General features: G+C 27.7%; 15 protein-coding genes, 2 rRNA genes and 1 riboswitch. Of the genes, 3 read left to right on the top strand and 14 right to left on the bottom strand.

The window, feature by feature from the left end:
* Positions 1-69 precede the first annotated feature (69 nt).
* The 3 genes from I2H23_RS10460 to I2H23_RS10450 are packed head-to-tail and all read right to left on the bottom strand — an operon-like array spanning position 70 to position 2,580.
* Positions 70-870 (bottom strand): GTP pyrophosphokinase, encoded by an 801-nt coding sequence (locus I2H23_RS10460; protein WP_092923368.1) that lies wholly within the window; start codon positions 868-870, stop codon positions 70-72.
* A gap of 57 nt (positions 871-927) precedes the next feature.
* Positions 928-1,839, bottom strand: a complete 912-nt coding sequence (locus I2H23_RS10455; protein WP_092923365.1) for an MBL fold metallo-hydrolase — start codon at positions 1,837-1,839, stop codon at positions 928-930.
* A 12-nt stretch (positions 1,840-1,851) separates the two neighbouring features.
* Positions 1,852-2,580, bottom strand: coding sequence for a YkgJ family cysteine cluster protein (locus tag I2H23_RS10450; RefSeq protein ID WP_092923362.1), 729 nt, complete (start codon positions 2,578-2,580; stop codon positions 1,852-1,854).
* 143 nt (positions 2,581-2,723) lie between these two features.
* Here I2H23_RS10450 and I2H23_RS10445 point away from each other — a divergent pair, with 143 nt between their 5' ends.
* The gene (locus I2H23_RS10445; protein WP_092923359.1) at positions 2,724-2,975 is read left to right on the top strand and encodes a hypothetical protein; all 252 of its coding nucleotides are present in this window, start codon (positions 2,724-2,726) and stop codon (positions 2,973-2,975) included.
* Positions 2,976-3,189: 214 nt separating this feature from the next.
* Complete coding sequence (locus tag I2H23_RS10440; RefSeq protein ID WP_195581617.1) at positions 3,190-3,525, top strand: hypothetical protein; 336 nt, start codon at positions 3,190-3,192, stop codon at positions 3,523-3,525.
* Between the two features lie 74 nt (positions 3,526-3,599).
* Here I2H23_RS10440 and adhE read toward each other — a convergent pair whose 3' ends face one another.
* The gene (adhE, locus tag I2H23_RS10435) at positions 3,600-6,236 is read right to left on the bottom strand and encodes a bifunctional acetaldehyde-CoA/alcohol dehydrogenase (protein WP_195581616.1); all 2,637 of its coding nucleotides are present in this window, start codon (positions 6,234-6,236) and stop codon (positions 3,600-3,602) included.
* A 591-nt stretch (positions 6,237-6,827) separates the two neighbouring features.
* Here adhE and I2H23_RS10430 point away from each other — a divergent pair.
* Positions 6,828-7,742: a manganese-dependent inorganic pyrophosphatase gene (locus I2H23_RS10430; protein WP_166506040.1), complete on the top strand. Its 915-nt coding sequence runs from the start codon at positions 6,828-6,830 to the stop codon at positions 7,740-7,742.
* Positions 7,743-8,030: 288 nt separating this feature from the next.
* Here I2H23_RS10430 and I2H23_RS10425 read toward each other — a convergent pair whose 3' ends face one another.
* The 10 genes from I2H23_RS10425 to I2H23_RS10380 all read right to left on the bottom strand — a co-directional run.
* The gene (locus I2H23_RS10425; RefSeq protein WP_092923347.1) at positions 8,031-8,555 is read right to left on the bottom strand and encodes a peptidylprolyl isomerase; all 525 of its coding nucleotides are present in this window, start codon (positions 8,553-8,555) and stop codon (positions 8,031-8,033) included.
* A gap of 138 nt (positions 8,556-8,693) precedes the next feature.
* A complete protein-coding gene (locus tag I2H23_RS10420) occupies positions 8,694-9,287 on the bottom strand; it encodes an AAA family ATPase (protein ID WP_092923344.1) in 594 nt (197 codons plus the stop codon).
* A gap of 148 nt (positions 9,288-9,435) precedes the next feature.
* Positions 9,436-10,185, bottom strand: a complete 750-nt coding sequence (locus tag I2H23_RS10415) for a patatin-like phospholipase family protein (RefSeq protein WP_166506041.1) — start codon at positions 10,183-10,185, stop codon at positions 9,436-9,438.
* Between the two features lie 16 nt (positions 10,186-10,201).
* Positions 10,202-11,500 carry a M18 family aminopeptidase gene (locus I2H23_RS10410; protein WP_166506042.1) on the bottom strand — a complete coding sequence of 433 codons (1,299 nt, stop codon included), beginning with the start codon at positions 11,498-11,500 and terminating at the stop codon, positions 10,202-10,204.
* A gap of 237 nt (positions 11,501-11,737) precedes the next feature.
* Positions 11,738-13,960: an ATP-dependent helicase gene (locus tag I2H23_RS10405; RefSeq protein ID WP_092923335.1), complete on the bottom strand. Its 2,223-nt coding sequence runs from the start codon at positions 13,958-13,960 to the stop codon at positions 11,738-11,740.
* Positions 13,961-14,249: 289 nt separating this feature from the next.
* Positions 14,250-15,272, bottom strand: a complete 1,023-nt coding sequence (locus I2H23_RS10400) for a BMP family lipoprotein (RefSeq protein WP_092923332.1) — start codon at positions 15,270-15,272, stop codon at positions 14,250-14,252.
* A 518-nt stretch (positions 15,273-15,790) separates the two neighbouring features.
* A riboswitch (cobalamin riboswitch) is annotated at positions 15,791-15,971 on the bottom strand.
* A gap of 47 nt (positions 15,972-16,018) precedes the next feature.
* Complete coding sequence (locus I2H23_RS10395; protein WP_092923330.1) at positions 16,019-17,791, bottom strand: nitric oxide reductase activation-like protein; 1,773 nt, start codon at positions 17,789-17,791, stop codon at positions 16,019-16,021.
* A gap of 14 nt (positions 17,792-17,805) precedes the next feature.
* A complete protein-coding gene (locus I2H23_RS10390) occupies positions 17,806-18,738 on the bottom strand; it encodes an AAA family ATPase (protein WP_195581615.1) in 933 nt (310 codons plus the stop codon).
* A 660-nt stretch (positions 18,739-19,398) separates the two neighbouring features.
* Positions 19,399-19,515, bottom strand: a 5S ribosomal RNA gene (rrf, locus tag I2H23_RS10385).
* Between the two features lie 59 nt (positions 19,516-19,574).
* A 23S ribosomal RNA gene (locus tag I2H23_RS10380) occupies positions 19,575-19,653 on the bottom strand; the annotation flags it as partial.

Genomic DNA, 19,653 nt, shown 5'->3' with positions numbered 1-19,653 from the left:
ATAGTTTAAATTTAAATTCAATTACTATACTATTATATAAAGAAAGTTATCCATGAATATGGATAACCTCTATCTAACTTTATTATTGTTATTGTAAAATTCTAATAAATTATCTACCTCACTTTGAAGATGTAATATTTCTTCTATATCTTGTTCATTATCTATTTTATCTAGCCTTCTTTGATATATAAGCGCTTTATGTGTTTCTCCTAGATTATATAATTCTTGAATCTTACTAAGTACATCTCTTACTGTAACTGATTTTACCTGGCACATAACTTGAGCTTTCATTATATCTTCTCTTATCTCGCTCATTTCTTGATCTAATAGGAATGCTGCATCAGATGCTCTTCTTAATCTAACTGCTAATTCCTCTGGTATGTAATGTTCATATTTATATTTTAAAGAATGTTCTATAGTTGCCCAAAAGTTCATAGCTAAAGTTCTTATTTGGATTTCACACAATATTTCTTTTGAACCTGCTATCGTATTTATAGGATATTTTATTATAACATGATAACTTCTGTATCCACTATCCTTAAAGTTTTTTATATAATCTTTTGCATATACTATACTCATATCACATCTATTTTGTATAAGTTCAACTACTGTATATATATCTTCTACAAACTTACACATTATTCTTATACCTGCAATATCTTCCATCTCACCCTCTATATCTTCAATTCCTAGGCGCTTTGATTTAGATATTATAGAAGCTATTTTTTTAGTCCTTCCTGTTACAAACTCTATAGGACAGTATTCTCCTTTTGCTAAGAATTCTTTTCTTATATTCTTAAACTTAACTTTTAATTCTTCTACTGCATGGTCATAAGGTGTTAGTATTTCATCCCATTTTTCAAATTCCATCGTACTCACCCTTTATCTTATTTTGAGTCTTTTTTAACATATCTATTTTAGCATAATTTATTTTTTTTTGGTACAATAAAGCAATTCTCCATCATTTAATATATAGTCTATTTCATCTAAATCAGCTAAATAGCTTATCATCGAAACTAAAGATGACTTAAAAAAATGATATTCTTTATAATTGCACTTTAAATTATTATCTATTATAATTTTTTTTAATAATTCTTCTAACGTTATTGGTACATTTAAATCTTCTCTTACTTTATTTAAGTACTTATCAATAGCATTTAAATGCATTTCTGTTATAAACTTAGAATCTTTTTTACTTATTACTTCTTTACTATGCCCTAAGACTAAATAATCAAAATCTATTTCTTTTAATTTCATTATTGAGTCTATTTCTTTCTTTATATCATACAAAAATAAGAAATCATACTTTTTAAGCATATCTAAGCCTATTAGAAGGTCTCCAGTAAATAAAACTTTATCTTTAGTTAATATTCCTATGCTTCCTTCAGTATGTCCCTTTAAATCTATTATTTCAAATTCTTCATTATTTAATAACAGACTTCCTTCTTTTGCTATTTTATCTACTTTTATTTCATCTAATGATTTATTTTTTAATTTATCCACAAAAAATCTATTATATTTACCACCCATTATATATTTGCCAAATAGATAAGGCTTTTCTATATATAATTTAGCTTCATCTGATGATAATATACAAATATCATTATAATACTCTTTAAATTGGTTACACGCTCCATAATGATCATCATGTTCATGTGTATTTATTATAAAATTTACCTTGATATTTTTTTCTTCTAACATATTTATAATTCTCTTAGGTCTTGAACCAGCTAACCCGGGATCTATTATCAAAGCTTTATTATCATCAAAAATATAAACACCAGTGTTAGTTCCACCCTTTATATAAAATGTGTTTCCTTTTATTTTTTTAAGCTCCATTTAATCACCTAATTATAATAGTATCTTTTTTAATCTTTTTAATGCTATCTCTCTTACCTCTTCATCTTTTGATAATCTTATTTTTATATTGTAAGCAGTATCATCTTTTAATAAAGCTTCTATAAAATATTCAACTATACCTCTATCTTTAAAATCTATATCTATAATACCTTTAGAATATAACTTAGAATCTAGTATCATTAGCTCATCTGCAAAACTTAATCTAGTCGATTTATCTAAATATCCATTTTGGGGTTTAAAATCCTCACAGTATTTTATTTTGTAATTAACAACTTTTTCACTTATATCAAATCCATACTTTGATTTCATAAGATCACTATATTCTCTATTCCTTTTAGTTATATTTGATAAATTTTTATTATAATCCTCTTTTTTCCAATGACCAAAAATTCTACAATTTAGTGGCCTCACTTCATATATTAAACATCTGTTATTTTCATCTTTAAATGGACACGCACTCTTTTTAGTAAATTCTAAAAAATAGTAGTCTATAATTTTACTTAAACTTGTCTTTCTTAATTCATCTTTGTCTAATAAGTAGCTATATATATTAATAAATTCAATTAAATTTATACCTACTGATTCCATACAACAATTACCACAGCCAGTACAATCTCCACTTGGTAGTGATTTGTAAGTATCATTTAACTTATCAAACAGCTCATTTTCCTTACAATAATTTATACAATTTAAAATATCATTTCTATTTATACTAGCCATTATTATTACTCCTTGTTATAATTATTAGGTTAATACAAAAACTTATTATATCACACTTTTTATTAGTGTGATACGAATTAGTTAAGTGAAGAAAAATATTTACTTAAGAAATAAATATTCAATTTAACATACAGGAGGTAATCATGACTAGATATACAAAAATAATAAACATGATGGATAGTTATTATACAAAGGATTATGAAAAACAAAAGAAAAATATAACTAAAGTTAGGGAAGTTAGAGAAGAAACAGTTAGAAAGTTCTTCTTACAAGGTGACTGTGAAGTTCTAGTTGTGCTAGAAGAAAGTGGTAGAGAAATTCTTATAGATGATTTTTCATCTGATGACGATATAAGAAAATACCTTGGACCTAAGTTTATAAACAAGAAGAGATAGATTTAAAAATATTTTATAAATTTATGTATAGATTAAAGTTATCTGTCCATAATAGTAATATAAAATTAAATATTTAACTCAATCTCCCCCAAATTAAGTCTTCGTTCCCCCAACGAAGGCTTTTTATTTTTCAAAACATTTTACAAATGTATAGTTAGCTATCATTCTATAATGTATAATATATAAAAAAACTTTCGGTAGAAGAGGTTGTAAAATGGTAATTTTCGGTAAATTAAACTTAGATACAGACTTTGAATACAGAGTCATAAGGGAAGAAGAAAATGATTTAGACTTATTTATAGACTTAAACTATCGCAGCTTAGATATTAAACTAGAAGATTCAAATTTCTTTAATTCAAGAGTACAGTTTCCATTTGTTAGGTCTATTATATTAAGATTAAACAAAGAGAGCGATATTATTACTATGCATTTAATGAGAGACATTGATTTATTCTCTGCTTTTGCCAATTTTGAAATTAATATCTCTAATTCTATAATAAGCATAAAAAATGAATATGAAAAAGTTGTTATGTACAAGTCTATAAAATAAAGAGGGAGCCTTAATAAGGCCCCTCTTTATTTTATATTTTAATGTTCAATATACTTTCTTAATTTTTGAACTATTTACTTAGTTTTCTTATCTCCATATATTGTCTTATATATTTCTACTAACTCTGATACTAATGGTTGTCTTGGGTTAGCTGGAGTACATTGGTCATCAAAAGCATCTAATGCTAACTTTTCTATAGCTCCCATATATATTTTTTCTTCTATACCACATTCTCTTATAGTCATTGGCATATTTAATTCTCTCATTAAGTTTCTTATAGCTTCTACTAAGCTCTTAACTCCTTCTTCTGTAGTGTTAGCTTTTAATCCTAACATCTTAGCTATCTCAGCATATTTCTTATCTGCTACAAAAGATTTGTATCTTGGGAATGCAGCAAACTTAGTTGGCATAGATGCATTGTACTCTATTACGTATGGTAATAATATAGCATTTGCTCTACCATGAGGTATATGGAATTCTGATCCTAACTTATGAGCTAATGAATGGTTAATTCCTAAGAATGCATTGGCAAATGCCATCCCTGCCATACAAGATGCATTGTGCATTTTTTCTCTAGCTTCTTTACCTTCTTGAGTATTTGCTCCTTTATATGATTTTGGTAGATATTCAAATACCATTTGTATAGCTTTCATAGCTAAAGCATCTGTATAATCAGTTGCCATTACAGAAACATAAGCTTCTATAGCATGAGTTAATACGTCTAATCCTGTATCTGCAGTAACAGCTGCTGGCACAGACATTACAAATGTAGGATCTATTATAGCTACATCTGGAGTTAACTCATAGTCAGCTAAAGGATATTTAATATTATTAACTTTATCAGTTATAACTGCGAAAGAAGTAACTTCTGAACCAGTTCCTGAAGTAGTTGGTATAGCCACCATCTTAGCTTGTCTTCCTAATTTAGGGAATTTATATATTCTCTTTCTTATATCCATAAACTTAAGTCTTAAATCTTCAAAGTCTGCTTCCGGATTTTCGTAGAATAACCACATACCTTTAGCAGCATCCATTGCAGATCCTCCACCTAAAGCTATTATAGTATCTGGCTTGAACTTTCTCATAGCATCAGCACCATTTAACACTGTATCAACAGATGGATCTGGCTCTACATCAGCAAATACTTCTATCATAACTGGGCTTCTTCTTTTTCTTAAATGATATTGTAATTTTTCAACATATCCTAATTGAACCATCATTCTATCAGTAACTATCATTACTCTCTCAACTTGTGGTAGTTTTTCTAAGTATTGTATAGATCCAACTTCATGATATATTCTTTCAGGTACTTTAAACCATTGCATATTTACTCTTCTCTTAGTAACTTTCTTAAGGTTTATTAAATTTACCGCTGATACATTATCTGTAGTTGAGTTATTACCCATAGATCCACATCCTAGTGTTAATGATGGTGTATTCACGTTATATACATCTCCTATTGCTCCGAAAGTAGATGGCGCATTTACTAATAATCTTCCTGTTCTTACTTTCTCGCTAAATTTTAGTATTATGTCATCATTTTCTGAATGTATAACCGCTGAGTGACCTAATCCACCAAATTCAGTCATTTCTACACATCTTTGTATTCCTTCTTCAGCATTTTTAACTTTTAAGCAAGCAAGTACAGGACTTAACTTTTCTTTTGATAATGGGTAATCCATACCTACACCTTCTATTTCAGCTACTAACATTTTAGCATCTTTAGGTACTTCAAATCCTGCCATTTGAGCTATCTTATAAGGACTTTGCCCAACTATATTAGGATTTAATGTTTTAGTTTCTGGATTTATAACTGTTTTTTCTAATAATTCTCTTTCTTTTTTGTTTACAAAGTAGCAATTGTATCCCTTCATTATATCTACTACTTCATTGTATATTGGCTCTTCTATTATAACTGCTTGCTCTGAAGCACATATCATTCCATTGTCAAATGTTTTTGATAATATTAAATCGTTAACGGCTTGTTTTATATCTGCTGATTTTTCTATAAAACAAGGTACGTTTCCTGCCCCAACCCCTAAGGCTGGTTTACCTGAAGAGTAAGCTGCCTTAACCATTCCAGGTCCACCAGTAGCTAATATTAATGCTACTTTGTTATTTTTCATTAAAGCACTTGATGCTTCTAATGATGGTTCTTCTATCCATTGTATACAATTTTCTGGAGCTCCAGCTTCTATAGCTGCATCTCTTAAAATTCTAGCAGCTTCTGCTGAACATTTTTGAGCTGATGGATGGAAGCTAAATATTATTGGATTTCTTCCTTTTATAGCTATTAATGATTTGAACATTGTTGTTGAAGTTGGATTAGTAACAGGTGTAACACCTGCTATAACTCCTATTGGTTCCGCAACCATCATGTAGTTTTCTTCATCATTTTCTTCTACTACACCAACAGTTTTTGTATATTTTATACTATTATAAACATATTCTGTAGCGAATATATTTTTAGTTACTTTATCTTCAAATATTCCTCTTTCAGTTTCTTCTACTGCCATTTGTGCAAGTTCTATATGCTTATCAAGACCAGCCTTAGCCATAGCTTTTACTATCTTGTCTACCGCTTCTTGGTCTAATTTTAACATTTCCTCTTTAGCCTTATTTCCTTTTGTTACTAAATCGTTTATCATACTTTCTACAGTTATTTCTTGCTTTTCTTTTACATTTTTAACTTTTTTTAAATCTTTAGTCATTATGCTTTCCTCCCAGGCAATTTATATAAAACTGTGTTAGTTATTTAACAAACTATCTATGTTTAGATAATACATCACATAGATAAAACTGTCAATATTTTTTGTTAAATTTTTATCTTATTTGTTTTATGAAATCGTTTTTATAATTTATTTTAATTTTCTACATCTTTATTTATAAGTTTAAATTTATTTTAAAATCTTACTTTAAGTATTTAAAATTCATTTAATTACAATAGTTAATTTTTAATCAAACTATTTATTTTTGCATTTTTACATTAGATCAAATATTATTATAGTAATTTTTAATTTACTTATTTTAATAATATTTCAATATACTATATATTTTCATAGTAATACACTATTTGTTATTGCTATTACTAAAATTGGCAATAATATAATATACTTTTTTAAATTTTTTATTTTTTGAACAATTTTTTTAGTTATTTTGATATAATATCTTTGTTATTAACAAATATATTTATAATGTATATTAAATTTTAGTACTATTAATTATAGATATAGTGTTTTATTCTCTTATATAGAGGTTTATTTTTTAAATTAATACATAATTTTGCGAAAGGAGTTTTTTGTATGACATTATTAGTTTTCGGGCATAAAAATCCAGATACAGATTCTATATGCTCTTCAATTTCGTTAGCTTACCTAAAAAATCAATTAGGTGAAGAAGCTACTGCTTATGCTTTAGGGGAGGTAAGAAAAGAAGCTCAATACGCTTTAAATCACTTCAATGTTGAAGCTCCTCAAATATTAAATATAGATGATTTAACTAATAAAAATGTAGTTTTAGTTGATCACAATGAATACGCTCAAAGTGCAGATGGCATAGAAAATGCTAATATAGTAGAAATAATTGACCACCATAAAATAGGTGGTATAACTACAGATGTACCTATATCATTTAGAGTAATGCCTGTTGGATGTACTTGTACTATAATTTACAACATGTTTAAAGAAAATAATGTTGAGGTTCCAAAACATATAGCTGGACTTTTATTATCTGCTATATTATCAGATACATTATTATTTAAATCTCCAACTACTACAGAAAAAGATAAGTTAGCTTGTGAGGAATTAAGTAAAATAGCTGATGTTGATATGGAAAGCTATGCTATGGATATGTTTAAAGCTGGTACTTCACTAGATGAATACAGCATAGAAGAAATAGTTAATATGGACTTTAAAGAATTTGATATGAGTGGAAAAAGAGTTGGTATAGGTCAAGTATTCACTTTAGATATAGATTCTATATTTGATAAAAAAGATGAATTTTTATCTTATATAAACTCTACTGATTACGATATGTTAGTTCTTGCTATAACTGACATAATAAAAGAAGGTTCTTACCTAATATACAAAGCTGAAGATAAAGTAATATCTGAAGCATTTAATGTTGAAGCTCATCAAGGAGTATTTGCTGAGGGTGTAGTTTCTAGAAAGAAACAATTAGTTCCAAATTTAACTTCTGCTATTAAGAATAATTTATAATAATAAATAAAAAGTATTTATAATGATTTTATAATCTTTTATAAATACTTTTTTGTTTACTATAATATATTTAATATATAGAAAAAGGAGCTATCTTTAATATAGATTAGCTCCTTTTTCATATGTTATAAATTTAAATCGTCTACTTATAAATAATGTAGATTAATAAAATGGTTTAATTTCTGTATTTTGTGTGTTTTGTGTGTTTCGGTTAGGATTAAACCTTATAATATTTTAAAATAATTTAGTTAGATTGTAAATAGTTATTTTTTACCTTTTAGAAACTAACTAGCATTTTTCAACATCTGAATAATCTTTTCCAAATGTCTCCACTGTTACAGACTTCATAATTTGAGGAGTCTTAGGCTTGTCAGCTCTATCTGTCGCAGTTGTAGCTATTTCATTAACAACGTCCATTCCTTCTATTACTCTACCAAATGCAGCATATTGTCCATCTAAATGTGGAGAATTTTTATGCATTATGAAAAATTGTGATCCAGCTGAGTTTGGAGCCATAGTTCTAGCCATAGATAATACTCCAGCTTCATGCTTTAAGTTATTAGTGAATCCATTTCCTCTGAATTCTCCCTTTATAGAATATCCTGGTCCACCCATTCCATTTCCATTAGGGCATCCACCTTGTATCATAAATCCTTCTATTACTCTGTGGAACCCTACTCCGTTGTAGAATCCTTGGTTTACTAGTGTTACAAAGTTTTTAACTGTGTTAGGAGCTATATTGGGATATAATTCAGCTACTATTTTCTTTCCATTTTCCATTTCTATAGTTACTATTGGGTTTTTAGTTTCCATTTTTTTAATTCCTTTCTTCTTATCTTTATGTATTTTCTATTTATTATTATATACTAACTTTGAAATAATTCTCTACATATTTGAATTATAAAGTAATTATTTTTGTATAAGTAAAATAAGCTACTATATAATAGTAGCTTATTTTTCTTCTCCATCTAATTGTGGAGTATCTTGATATTTTATATCTAATAACTCTAATATTTGCTTAGCTCTTTCTTTTGTAGAGCCTTTAACTTCTACAAAGTTTACATTCTCAGCTTTTAAGAAACTTAATATAGCTTCATCTATTTTAAGAGCGATTTCTTCATCTTGCCATCTTACACCATCTTGCACATATCCAAACTCTCGTGGCACATATATTATAGTGTCATAGTTTTGTATATCTTCTATTGCTAGACAGTATAAATCTTTAAGTATTTGTATTTCTTTTTTACTTCTTTCCTTATTTCCTAACATAAATCTTCCATATATGTAAGGTACGAAAGTAGCATAGTCTGTTAGAGCATAATCAAATGTTGATAACTCATCTTCTATTCTCTTTTGCCCTAAGTATATTCCGTATTGTTCAGATATAGTCTCTATCATACCCTTATCTTTTAAATAATCAGTTGAGTATTCTAAAGCATATCCTACATTTAATCCTGCTATTTTCATTTCAACGTATAGGTGTTGTATTAGTGTAGTTTTACCACATCTAGGCCCACCTAAAACTGCTATTCTCTTAGTTGCCATTATTTATATCAACTCCATAATTTATATTCTTTTTAAGGAACTTTTATATTATACTAATATTTAGCAGTTTATTCAATGTTTTTGATACAATTCTATATATTTACATAGAAATGTTCATATTTTAATATTTACTCTAAAAAGAACTATTTTATATGTGCATAGAAAAATTCTTTCCTATTTCATATCCTTCATTGTATATTTTTTTACAAAATTCTTTTTCAAATCTTAATGTAGCATTTTTTTCAAAAGGTTTTTTAGGCTTTATTATAAAAATATTGTCTTTACCAAATTTATCGCTTATTTCTGCAGGTAGTTCATATTCTGTATGTGTATCTATTATTATTATTTTATCTAAGTCTTGTTCTACTAATGGCTGTATTAATGTATTATTAACTAATCCTCCATCAAGATTAAATCCATCATATAGCCCTTCACTTACATCTTTCATAAACTGCTGTCCTAGCGGTAAAGTTGCTTTTGGGTTACATGGTAATAAAGAACTATACTTAATACTTTCTAAAGCTTTAGACTTATCTACATCTTTTATATTCATTACCTTTTCATTTAGATTTTTATTTTTTATTTCTATATAATTAACATAAAAGTCTATTTCCGCTTCTTTACTTACTTCTAAAGTTTTTAATCCTTCTATCACATAAGAATTATCCACAGTATTATCTATTATTTTGATATCGTTTGCAGGATCTATTTCTATATTTGTCCACATATCCTCTAACTTTTCAACATTTCCTGTGAATATATAATATCCATTAATTGCTCCTATAGATGTTCCCGATATTGCACTAAAATCTAACCCTCTGTCATAAAGAGCCTTTATAACTCCTGCTTGATAAGCTCCTTTAGCTCCTCCTCCAGAAAGGCATAATCCTATTTTCATCTGTCTCATCTCCTATTTATATTTCATAAAATTTATTAAATGTCTTATATATACTATAATGATCTTTTACACTTCCTAATTCTCTTATAGAGTGCATTGCAAGTATTGGTGAACCTACATCAACAGATGGTATATCTATATGTGTTGATGAAATTGGCCCTATAGTACTTCCTCCTCTTTCATCTGATCTATTTACAAATTCTTGATACTTAACGTTAGCTTCTTTGCATATAGCTTTGTATATAGATATTGAGCTGGCATCACTTGTATATGCTTGATTTGCATTTATCTTTATAACTGGTCCTTTACCCATTACTGGTTTGTTTGTTGGGTCATGCTTTTCTCCTAAGTTTGGATGCACTGCATGTGCTAAATCAGCTGATATAATAAATGAAGAATATAATGCTGTAAAGAATTCTTCTCTTGATTTACCTAAAGATATACATATTCTTTCTAGTATGTTTAATAACATATTAGAATCTGCACCTTGTTTAGTAGAACTTCCTACTTCTTCATTATCAAATACAGCTACTAAATTTACACCATTTTTACCATTAGCATTTATAAGTGCATGTAAACTAGCATGTGCCATTGATAAATTATCTAATCTGCTTGTTGATATAAACTCCTCATTAGGACCCATTAAAGAACCTTTTTCATATTCATATAAGAATAAATCAAAGTCTAATATTTCTTCCTTATTTATACCTAGTGACTTACTTATTTCATTTATTAAGAAGTTATCTTTTTCTAAACTTTCGTTTATAAGACCTACTAAAGGTAACATATCCTTTTGTTTATTTAGTGCATATCCATCATTTACTCCTCTATTTAAATGAATAGCTATATTTGGTATGATACATATTGGTTTATTTATATTTACCATTTTTTCTACTGGATTTAATATACTTTCTCCCTTTAATACAACCCTTCCAGCTATGGCTAAAGGTCTATCTAACCAAGTATTTAATATTGGTCCACCATAGCATTCAGTATTTAATTTTAAGTATGTACCTTCAGAACACATTTCAGCATTTGGCTTTATTCTAAATGTAGGTGAGTCAGTATGAGAACCTACTATTCTAAATCCTTCTTTTTCTATGTTATTAGAGTTAACCTCAAAGGCTATTATAGCAGAAGAATTCTTTGTTACATAATACTTCCCATTTACTTCTATGTTCCATATATCATCTAATTTTAATTCTTTAAAGTTATTATCCTCTAAAAGCTTTATAGATGTTTCTACTGCTTGAAATGATGTTGGACTTTTATAAATAAAATCTATTAAATCTTTAGCAAATCTCTTTTGTTCCATTTTGTAGCCTCCCTAGTAAATGTAAATTAATGTATTTCTACATTATAAATATATTATAATACTAATTTTCCCAATCTTAAACAGAGTATTTTAATCTTTAAAATAAAGATTTACTATATTTATATTTGTCATTAACTTAGTGAGTTCTAATGTGTTATATAGTTAACCTAAGCTTTTTAAATATATTATTTAAATAAAAATAAAGGATATATAAATATATCCTTTATTTTTTATTTACTATAATACATCTAATGTTGTGTATTCTTTATTTATTTTTTTAATTCCTTGTTCTTTAAATGCTATTGTAACATCAGAGCCCATCATACCAACAACAGTACCTTCTCCAAATTTTGGATGATGTACCTTTGCTCCTAGCTTTATATCATCTATATCAGTTTCTTTTTTAGTATCTTTTATAGTCGCATTTACTTTTTTAGCAACTGTGGACTTATTCATAGTGTTCATATATTTTTGTTTGTACTTATCTAATACATTATAATTAGCCTTTGAGTAAGTTAATTCTTTTTCTACTTTGTTAAGCTTCTCTATACATTGTTCTGGTAATTCTTCCATAAATCTAGATGCTATTGATGGATTAGTTTTTCCATATAAAGTTCTTCTTTGAGTTAATGTCATATAAAGAACTTCTTTTGCTCTTGTTATACCAACATAGCAAAGTCTTCTTTCTTCTTCTATATCTGACTCACTCATTGACCTTACAGCTCTAGATATTGGGAATAATCCCTCTTCCATACCAATTAAGAATACAACAGGGAATTCTAGCCCTTTTGATGTGTGTATAGTCATTAATGATACTTTTTCTATCTCTTCATCTTCACTAGATTCAGATGAAAGTGCAACACCTGTTAAGAATGTTTGTAAATCTTTTTCTTCGCTACTTTGCTCAAATTCTAATGCTATAGATATAAACTCTTTTAGATTATCAATTCTATCTTGAGCTTCTTCACTTTTGTCCTTAGATAGCTCATCTATATATCCTGTAGTCTCTAATACTTTCTCTATAAGCTTACTTACAGGATATACTTCTTTTATAGTTCTAAGTGTTCCTACTGTATCAACAAATCCATTTATACTATTTTTAGCTTTTGTTGATATATCTGAATTTGTATCTATATCTATTAGTACAGAGTACATACTCTCTTGCTTTAAACTAGCTCTATCTTCTATTTTTTCTATAGTTCTAAGACCTATACCTCTTCTAGGTACGTTTATTATCCTCTTTAAAGATATATCATCTTGAGGATTTTGTATAACCCTTAAATATGCTAGTAAATCTTTTATTTCTTTTCTTTCATAGAATTTTGTTCCACCATATATATTATATGGTATTTGGCTTCTATTAAGTGCATCTTCTACTGGACGAGCCTGAGCATTAGCTCTATAAAGTACAGCAAAGTCCTTATAAGTTCTACCTTGCTCTCTTGCTATTTTAGCTATCATATCTGCAACAAAATCAGATTCATTTATTTCATTTTCAGATAGTTGTATCTTTATTAGCTCTCCTTCTTTTTTCTCACTCCAAAGTTTCTTTCTTTTTCTTTCTATATTATTAGATATAACAGTATTTGCTGCATCTAGTATAACTTGAGTAGATCTATAGTTTTGTTCTAGCTTAACAACATGAACATCATCATAGTCTCTTTCAAACTCAAGTATATTTCTTATATCCGCACCTCTCCATCCATATATACTTTGGTCATCATCTCCAACAACACATATATTTTGATGTTCCTTTGCTAATAATTTTATTAGTTCATATTGAGCTTTACTTGTATCTTGATACTCATCTACCATTATATATTTAAATCTACTTCTATAAAATTCTAAAACTTCTTCTTCAGATTTTAAAAGTTCTACTGTTTTATATATTAAATCATCAAAATCTAAAGCACTATTTCTTTTTAAACGATCTTGATATAGTGCATATACATCTGCAATCTTACTCATTCTATTATCATGTCTATGCATATCTTTAAATTGTGATGGGCTATACAGCTTATCTTTTGCCCCTGATATTGTACTTATTATTACCTTAGGTTCAAATACTTTATCACTTAAATTTAACTCTTTTAAACAGTCCTTTACTAAGGTAACTTGGTCAGCACTATCATATATAACAAAACTTCTATTGTATCCGATTCTATTTATATCTTTTCTTAGTATACGCACACAGCAAGAGTGGAAAGTACTTATCCACATTTCCTTTGTATCTGTTCCTAAAGTTTCCTCTACTCTCTCTCTCATTTCATTAGCAGCTTTATTTGTAAATGTTATTGCTAATATATTTGGGGCTTGTACACCTTTATCTTCTATAAGATGTGCTATTCTCGTTGTTAAAACTCTAGTTTTCCCTGACCCAGCTCCAGCTAGTATAAGTACCGGTCCTTCTGTTTTTTCTACAGCTTCTCTCTGGGCAGGATTTAATGTATCTAAATTCATAATTTTCCTCCTGTCGCTATTCCTATAACTATATTTTAATCTATAATAAATATTTATTCAAACTTTAAATCAGTCCTATATTTTGATAATCTCCATAATCTAATTATTCTAAAATGGATATTATAAAAATATAATTTATTTATTAAATGAAATTATACTATACCATACTTTATATTATTCTTGTATTTTATTTAAAATAAATAGGCTATCTAAAAATAATAATCCTTGCAATTTATACTTTCTTAAGTTACAAGTTATTATTTTAAATAGCCATTTTATATCTTATGTATTATTTTACTTCTAATTTTCCTTCTATTATATCCTCTGCTTTTTTGTTAACATAATCAATTATTTCTTTAGGTACATTTTTACCAGTACTTGGTGCTATCCCAACTGCCTCTTCTTTTAATCCATAAACTACAGCTTTTCCGCCTTCAAATTTTCCTTCTTTTATCTTTGATATTGTATCAAAAACACCAATATCAACTCTTTTCATAGCTGAAGTTATTACATTGTCAGGAGCTAAATTATTTTGGTCCATATCTACTCCTATAGCATACTTATCTTTTTCTTTAGCTGACTCTATCGCACCAGTTCCAACACCACCTGCAGCTGAGAATATTACATCTACTTTATTATTATACATTTGATTAGCTATAGACTTTCCTAAGCTAGCATCATCAAAGGAATTTGCATATTGAGATAAATACTCTACATCTTTATTTTCCGACTTTACCCCAGCTTTAAATCCCTCTTCAAATCTTGTTATATTTGGTATTTCCATACCACCTATAAATCCAACTTTATTAGTTTCACTCATCTTAGATGCTATTATACCTACTAAATATGCTGCCTCTCTTTCATCAAAAGTCATACATATCATATTGTCTGGTATTTCTTGTCCCTCTTCTTCATAATTATGATCAATTATGACAAACTGTCTATCTGGATAAAGTTTTGCTGCATTTAACATTGATTCTGCTGTTGTATATCCAACACCTATAATTACATCACGTTCTTGGTCTATAAAGGTTTCTATATTAGGTGCATAATCTGCATCTTGGTTTGACTCCAAGTATGAGCCATCTATACCTAGTTCTGATTTTGCCTTTTCTAATCCTTCTAATGATGATTGATTAAAGCTTTGGTCATTAGCCCCACCTTCTCCAAGCACTATTCCTACAGAAAATTTTTCTTCGTCACCTTTCATGTTTTTGCTACCTTCTTTTGAGTCATTACTACATCCAATCATGCTTAAAGACATAATCCCTACTATTGCTGTAAATATTAATCTCTTCTTTAACTTTAACATATACTAAATCTCCCCCTGATAAATTATGTTTACACATAAATTGTATTATATGTCTTTACACATGTAAACAATTTATGTTAAATAAAAAATTTACTTCGCTCATATCACTTATGGCTTCATGTATTTTTTAATATTTTTACATTTTCATACTAATTAATGTGTATTATCAATATGAATTATCTACATTTTTATTCTTAATATAAGATCATTACATAAAAAAATAAGCCCTTAAATGTAATAAGGGCTTTTTAAGCATAAAGCTTTAGATATAAAATTTATATTAAATTTAGGCTTAAGGCAAATTAATTTTAAGACTTATACATTACAAGTCTCTTTTTAATGCAAACTATCTTGCATAGCTTAATCTTATATACTTCATCTATTTAAAATATTTCTTAATATCATTTATATAAAATTTTAAACTTTTCACAATAAAAAAGCCTAATCCACAGGGATTAGACTTTATCTACATAAATAACTATATAAGTAGCTTAAAGACATTCTCCATCCCCGAAGAAATCATTTAATATTATTAGGCAGGTCTCCTGACTTAGCTTCATTTTACTCTTTCTCCTTCCCATAATCTAATATTACAGTGGTTTTAGAAATTTCATCAGCATCACAGTAGCGGGGGCTGTAGAGGATTTTAACCTCTTTCCCTATTAATCTTATATTAAGAACCTATAATATATACTTTTCTATATTAAATTATATTCGCTATATATTTTAATATTCCTTTTATTTTTCTAATTTCTTATTATCTTTTTTAAATACATGGAAACCACATCAGAAAACCTCTGGATGTCTTTAGTATATATGAAGTCTTTACCATATATAATTTTTTCTACTTCTAAATCTATTTCTTTTCCTGTAAATACTCCTAGTACCATTATTCCCTTTTGCCTAGCTTTTCTTACTTCTGATGCAGTATCTTTTGCTCCAATCATACCTTTATAAGACATTTCTCCTCTTATACTTCTTTCCCTGTCTTTACCTATCTTTATGTCATTCGGTCTTCCATCACTTAATACAATTAAGATTTTATTTTCTTCTTCTCTTTCTAATAATCCTTCACAAATAGATTTTATGGCTAGTCCATCTCTATTATTTCCAGCACAAAAATATTCAAATATGTTCTCATTATTGGTTATTTTATCTTCATAGTCTCTAAATCTTTTTAATATAGTGTAATCCATAAGGCTTGAGAATCCCATAACTCTATTTGGTATACCAGCCTTAGTTAAAGCTGTTGATATTATATATGCTTGTATCGCTACATTGGCTTGATTTCTAGTTTGAGACCCACTAGAATCTAAAAGTATATCTATTACATACCTACCTTTCTCATTTTCAATATCTTTGTAGAAAATTTTATTATTATTGCTTCTAGTTGCTCTCCATGCCCTATTTGCATATATAGTACCACTATCACAATAAACTCTACTTTTCTCATTTTCTTCTATTAATATTCTCAATAGAGTTTCCTTTAATTTTAATATATTCCTTTTATATATTTTTATGTTTTCTCTAAATTTACGAGTATTATTTTCTTTTTGTCTAGTTGCATATTTTATCTGAGCTATATTACTACATTCACTTCTTAATACTCCATCTGTAAAATGTACTCTACATCCCTCATGAACCCCTCTACAACATTTGCTTTCTATTTTTTTTAATTCTAAGTCACCTATATATGATTTCCCGTAGTAATGCTCTATTTTCTTATATATCTTATTTAAAGTTTCCTCATCAACATATAGTACATTGTTAGAACTATGTTTTGAGCCTTTAATATCAACTTCTCCTAAGCTTTCAATTAACATAGATGATGATATCTCGCTTATTTGATTTTCTATAGTTTTACTGTATTCATTATCATAAAGTTCTTCATACATAAAATCTGAAAATGTGTCAAAATCTATATTTGAATTTATTATTCTTTCATTTTCATAGTTTTCATTATCATATTTATTTGAAGTATCATTAAAATAATTTATATAAATTTCATCTATTCCCCTAAGTATTTCAACTATATTTTCATTAAGATTAATTTCATTTATTTTATTTACTATCCTTCTACTTAGTCCGTCTATAGTTGGATGTTTTCCCATCCTTTCTAAAACTAAAAAGTATTTTATTTTTTGTAGTATTTCTTCATTATGTATTTTACTAAAACCTGATAAAATATCTTTGTAAGCACTTAATCTTATATCTTCAATACCTGGTCTTTCCTTTATAATCTTTTCTTCAACTAACCTATCTAATGTTATATGCAATAAATCAGATATAACATCAATATCATATCCCATTTTAGCTCTACTTAATAAGTATCTTTTTACTAAGATCCAATCTATGTATTTATGCCTTCCTCCTGCCATCGTAGCAAAATACAAGGCGATATCTTTAGATGAATATTCATTTTTAGATATTTGAATATCATCATTATAATCTCCTGCTACAGTCCAAGATAGATTGCTAATTCTATTTTCAAATTCATAATTCCCATATACCCATTTCATAATTATTTCCTACTTTAATATGTATTTATTTTAGGAAATATATCTTTAGTTTCCCATTTATCTGGTATTCTAGTCTTTATAATATCTCCTACAATCTCTTTCTCATATACATCAAATGTTTTACTTGTTACTCCCATATTAACCGCTAAAGATGGTTTTAATCCTCTTCTGATAGCTTTTAGTGATCCTATTAATCCTCTCAAATCTACTGATTTACTAGATATTTCTCCATTTTGTGATTTTAATTGTAAGTCTAAGAATATACCTCCAAATTGGATTAATTTTTCTTCATCTGCATCCTCAAATTCTTTTTTTAATATTAGCATTAATTTTTCTTCTTCTACAACAGGTATATCTATGACCATAAACCTAGAAACTAGTGCCTCATTTAATTCTTTTGTCCCTGCATATTCATAATTCATAGTTCCTATAAATCTCGTTGCATCATGAAGATTTATTCTTTCATATCCAGGTACATCTATTACTCTTCTATAATCTAACGCTGAATGTAGTACTGCAATTGCATCATTTTTAGCCATATTTATTTCATCAAATATACCAAATCCCCCATTTATAGCACATTCATATACTGAGCCTCTTCTTAACTTAACTTCATTATCTATAAATGTATCTGTACCTATTAAAGTTGTACTATCTGTATTTATATGGAACGATGTATTCCACTGAGGTCTTCCAAATAACTCTGATAAATTATCTGCTAGTAGATTTTTTCCTGTCGCCTTTGGGCCAGATAATAGTATGTTTTCTCCCTCTAATATAGCTGATATAGCCATATTCCATATATCTTTTCCATAAAAATACTTAGTCGAATCTGATATCCTATGTTTAAGATTCTCATCTATTTTATAGAATTCTTTAAACTTTATTGCATCATTTATTAATTTTTCGTCTACACCTTGGTTTAATAAACTTACTATTATACCCATAGTCAGTCCCCCTTGTCTTTGTTATATACTATAATATTAGCATATAATCTATAATCTGATATAATATTTTATCCTTACACTACCTTGTTAATTTATCTAAAATTTACTTAAATACCTTACGTTTAAATACTTTGACTGTTTTATGGATTTAAAATTACTTAATATCTAAATTATCTCAATTCTTTATTAGAACAAAATAAAATTTTATTAAAAAATAAGAGGCTTAGTATATAACCTAACCCCCTACTTATTTTTATTTATAATCCGTACTTACATAAAATATAGTCTACAAACTTTCCATTTTCATAGAATAATTCTCCATCAGCATATATATTACTACAACTTCTTATATCACATAACTTATCCCAATACAGTGATTATTTATTTTTGACTGCTGCCTCTAACATAAAATCCCCTATTACCATATAAATAATTCCTTCTATCTTTTCATAAAATAGCATATTTGAAGTGAATTTTTCATACCATAATTTGTGCTTATTGTCTTACCGTTTTTTACTTCTGCTAAATAATTTGCTAATAACTTATCTAATTTATTTAACCTTTTTAAATATCATAACAGTAAACTTATAAAATAAAAAAGAGATAGCCTTAAATAGCTATCTATACATATCTAATATTTTATAAAATAAAAAAAAGATTACGTGGCTACGTCTTACTCTCCCAGGAGGTCGCCCCCCAAGTACCATCAGCGCTAAAGAGCTTAACTTCTGTGTTCGGTATGGGAACAGGTGTATCCTCTTTGCTATAATAACCACATAATCTTTATCTTTTAGAGTTAATACTCTGAAAACTGTATATCATTTAGTTAATGATTTTTGGTCAAGTCCTCGACCTATTAGTATCGATAAGCTAAATACATTACTGCACTTACACCTTCGACCTATCAACCAGGTA

It is taken from the genome of Romboutsia sp. BSD2780061687b_171204_C1 (assembly GCF_015560225.1).
Classification (GTDB): Bacteria; Bacillota; Clostridia; order Peptostreptococcales; family Peptostreptococcaceae; genus Romboutsia_C; species Romboutsia_C hominis.
This window is presented reverse-complemented; position numbering and strand designations above follow the sequence as displayed.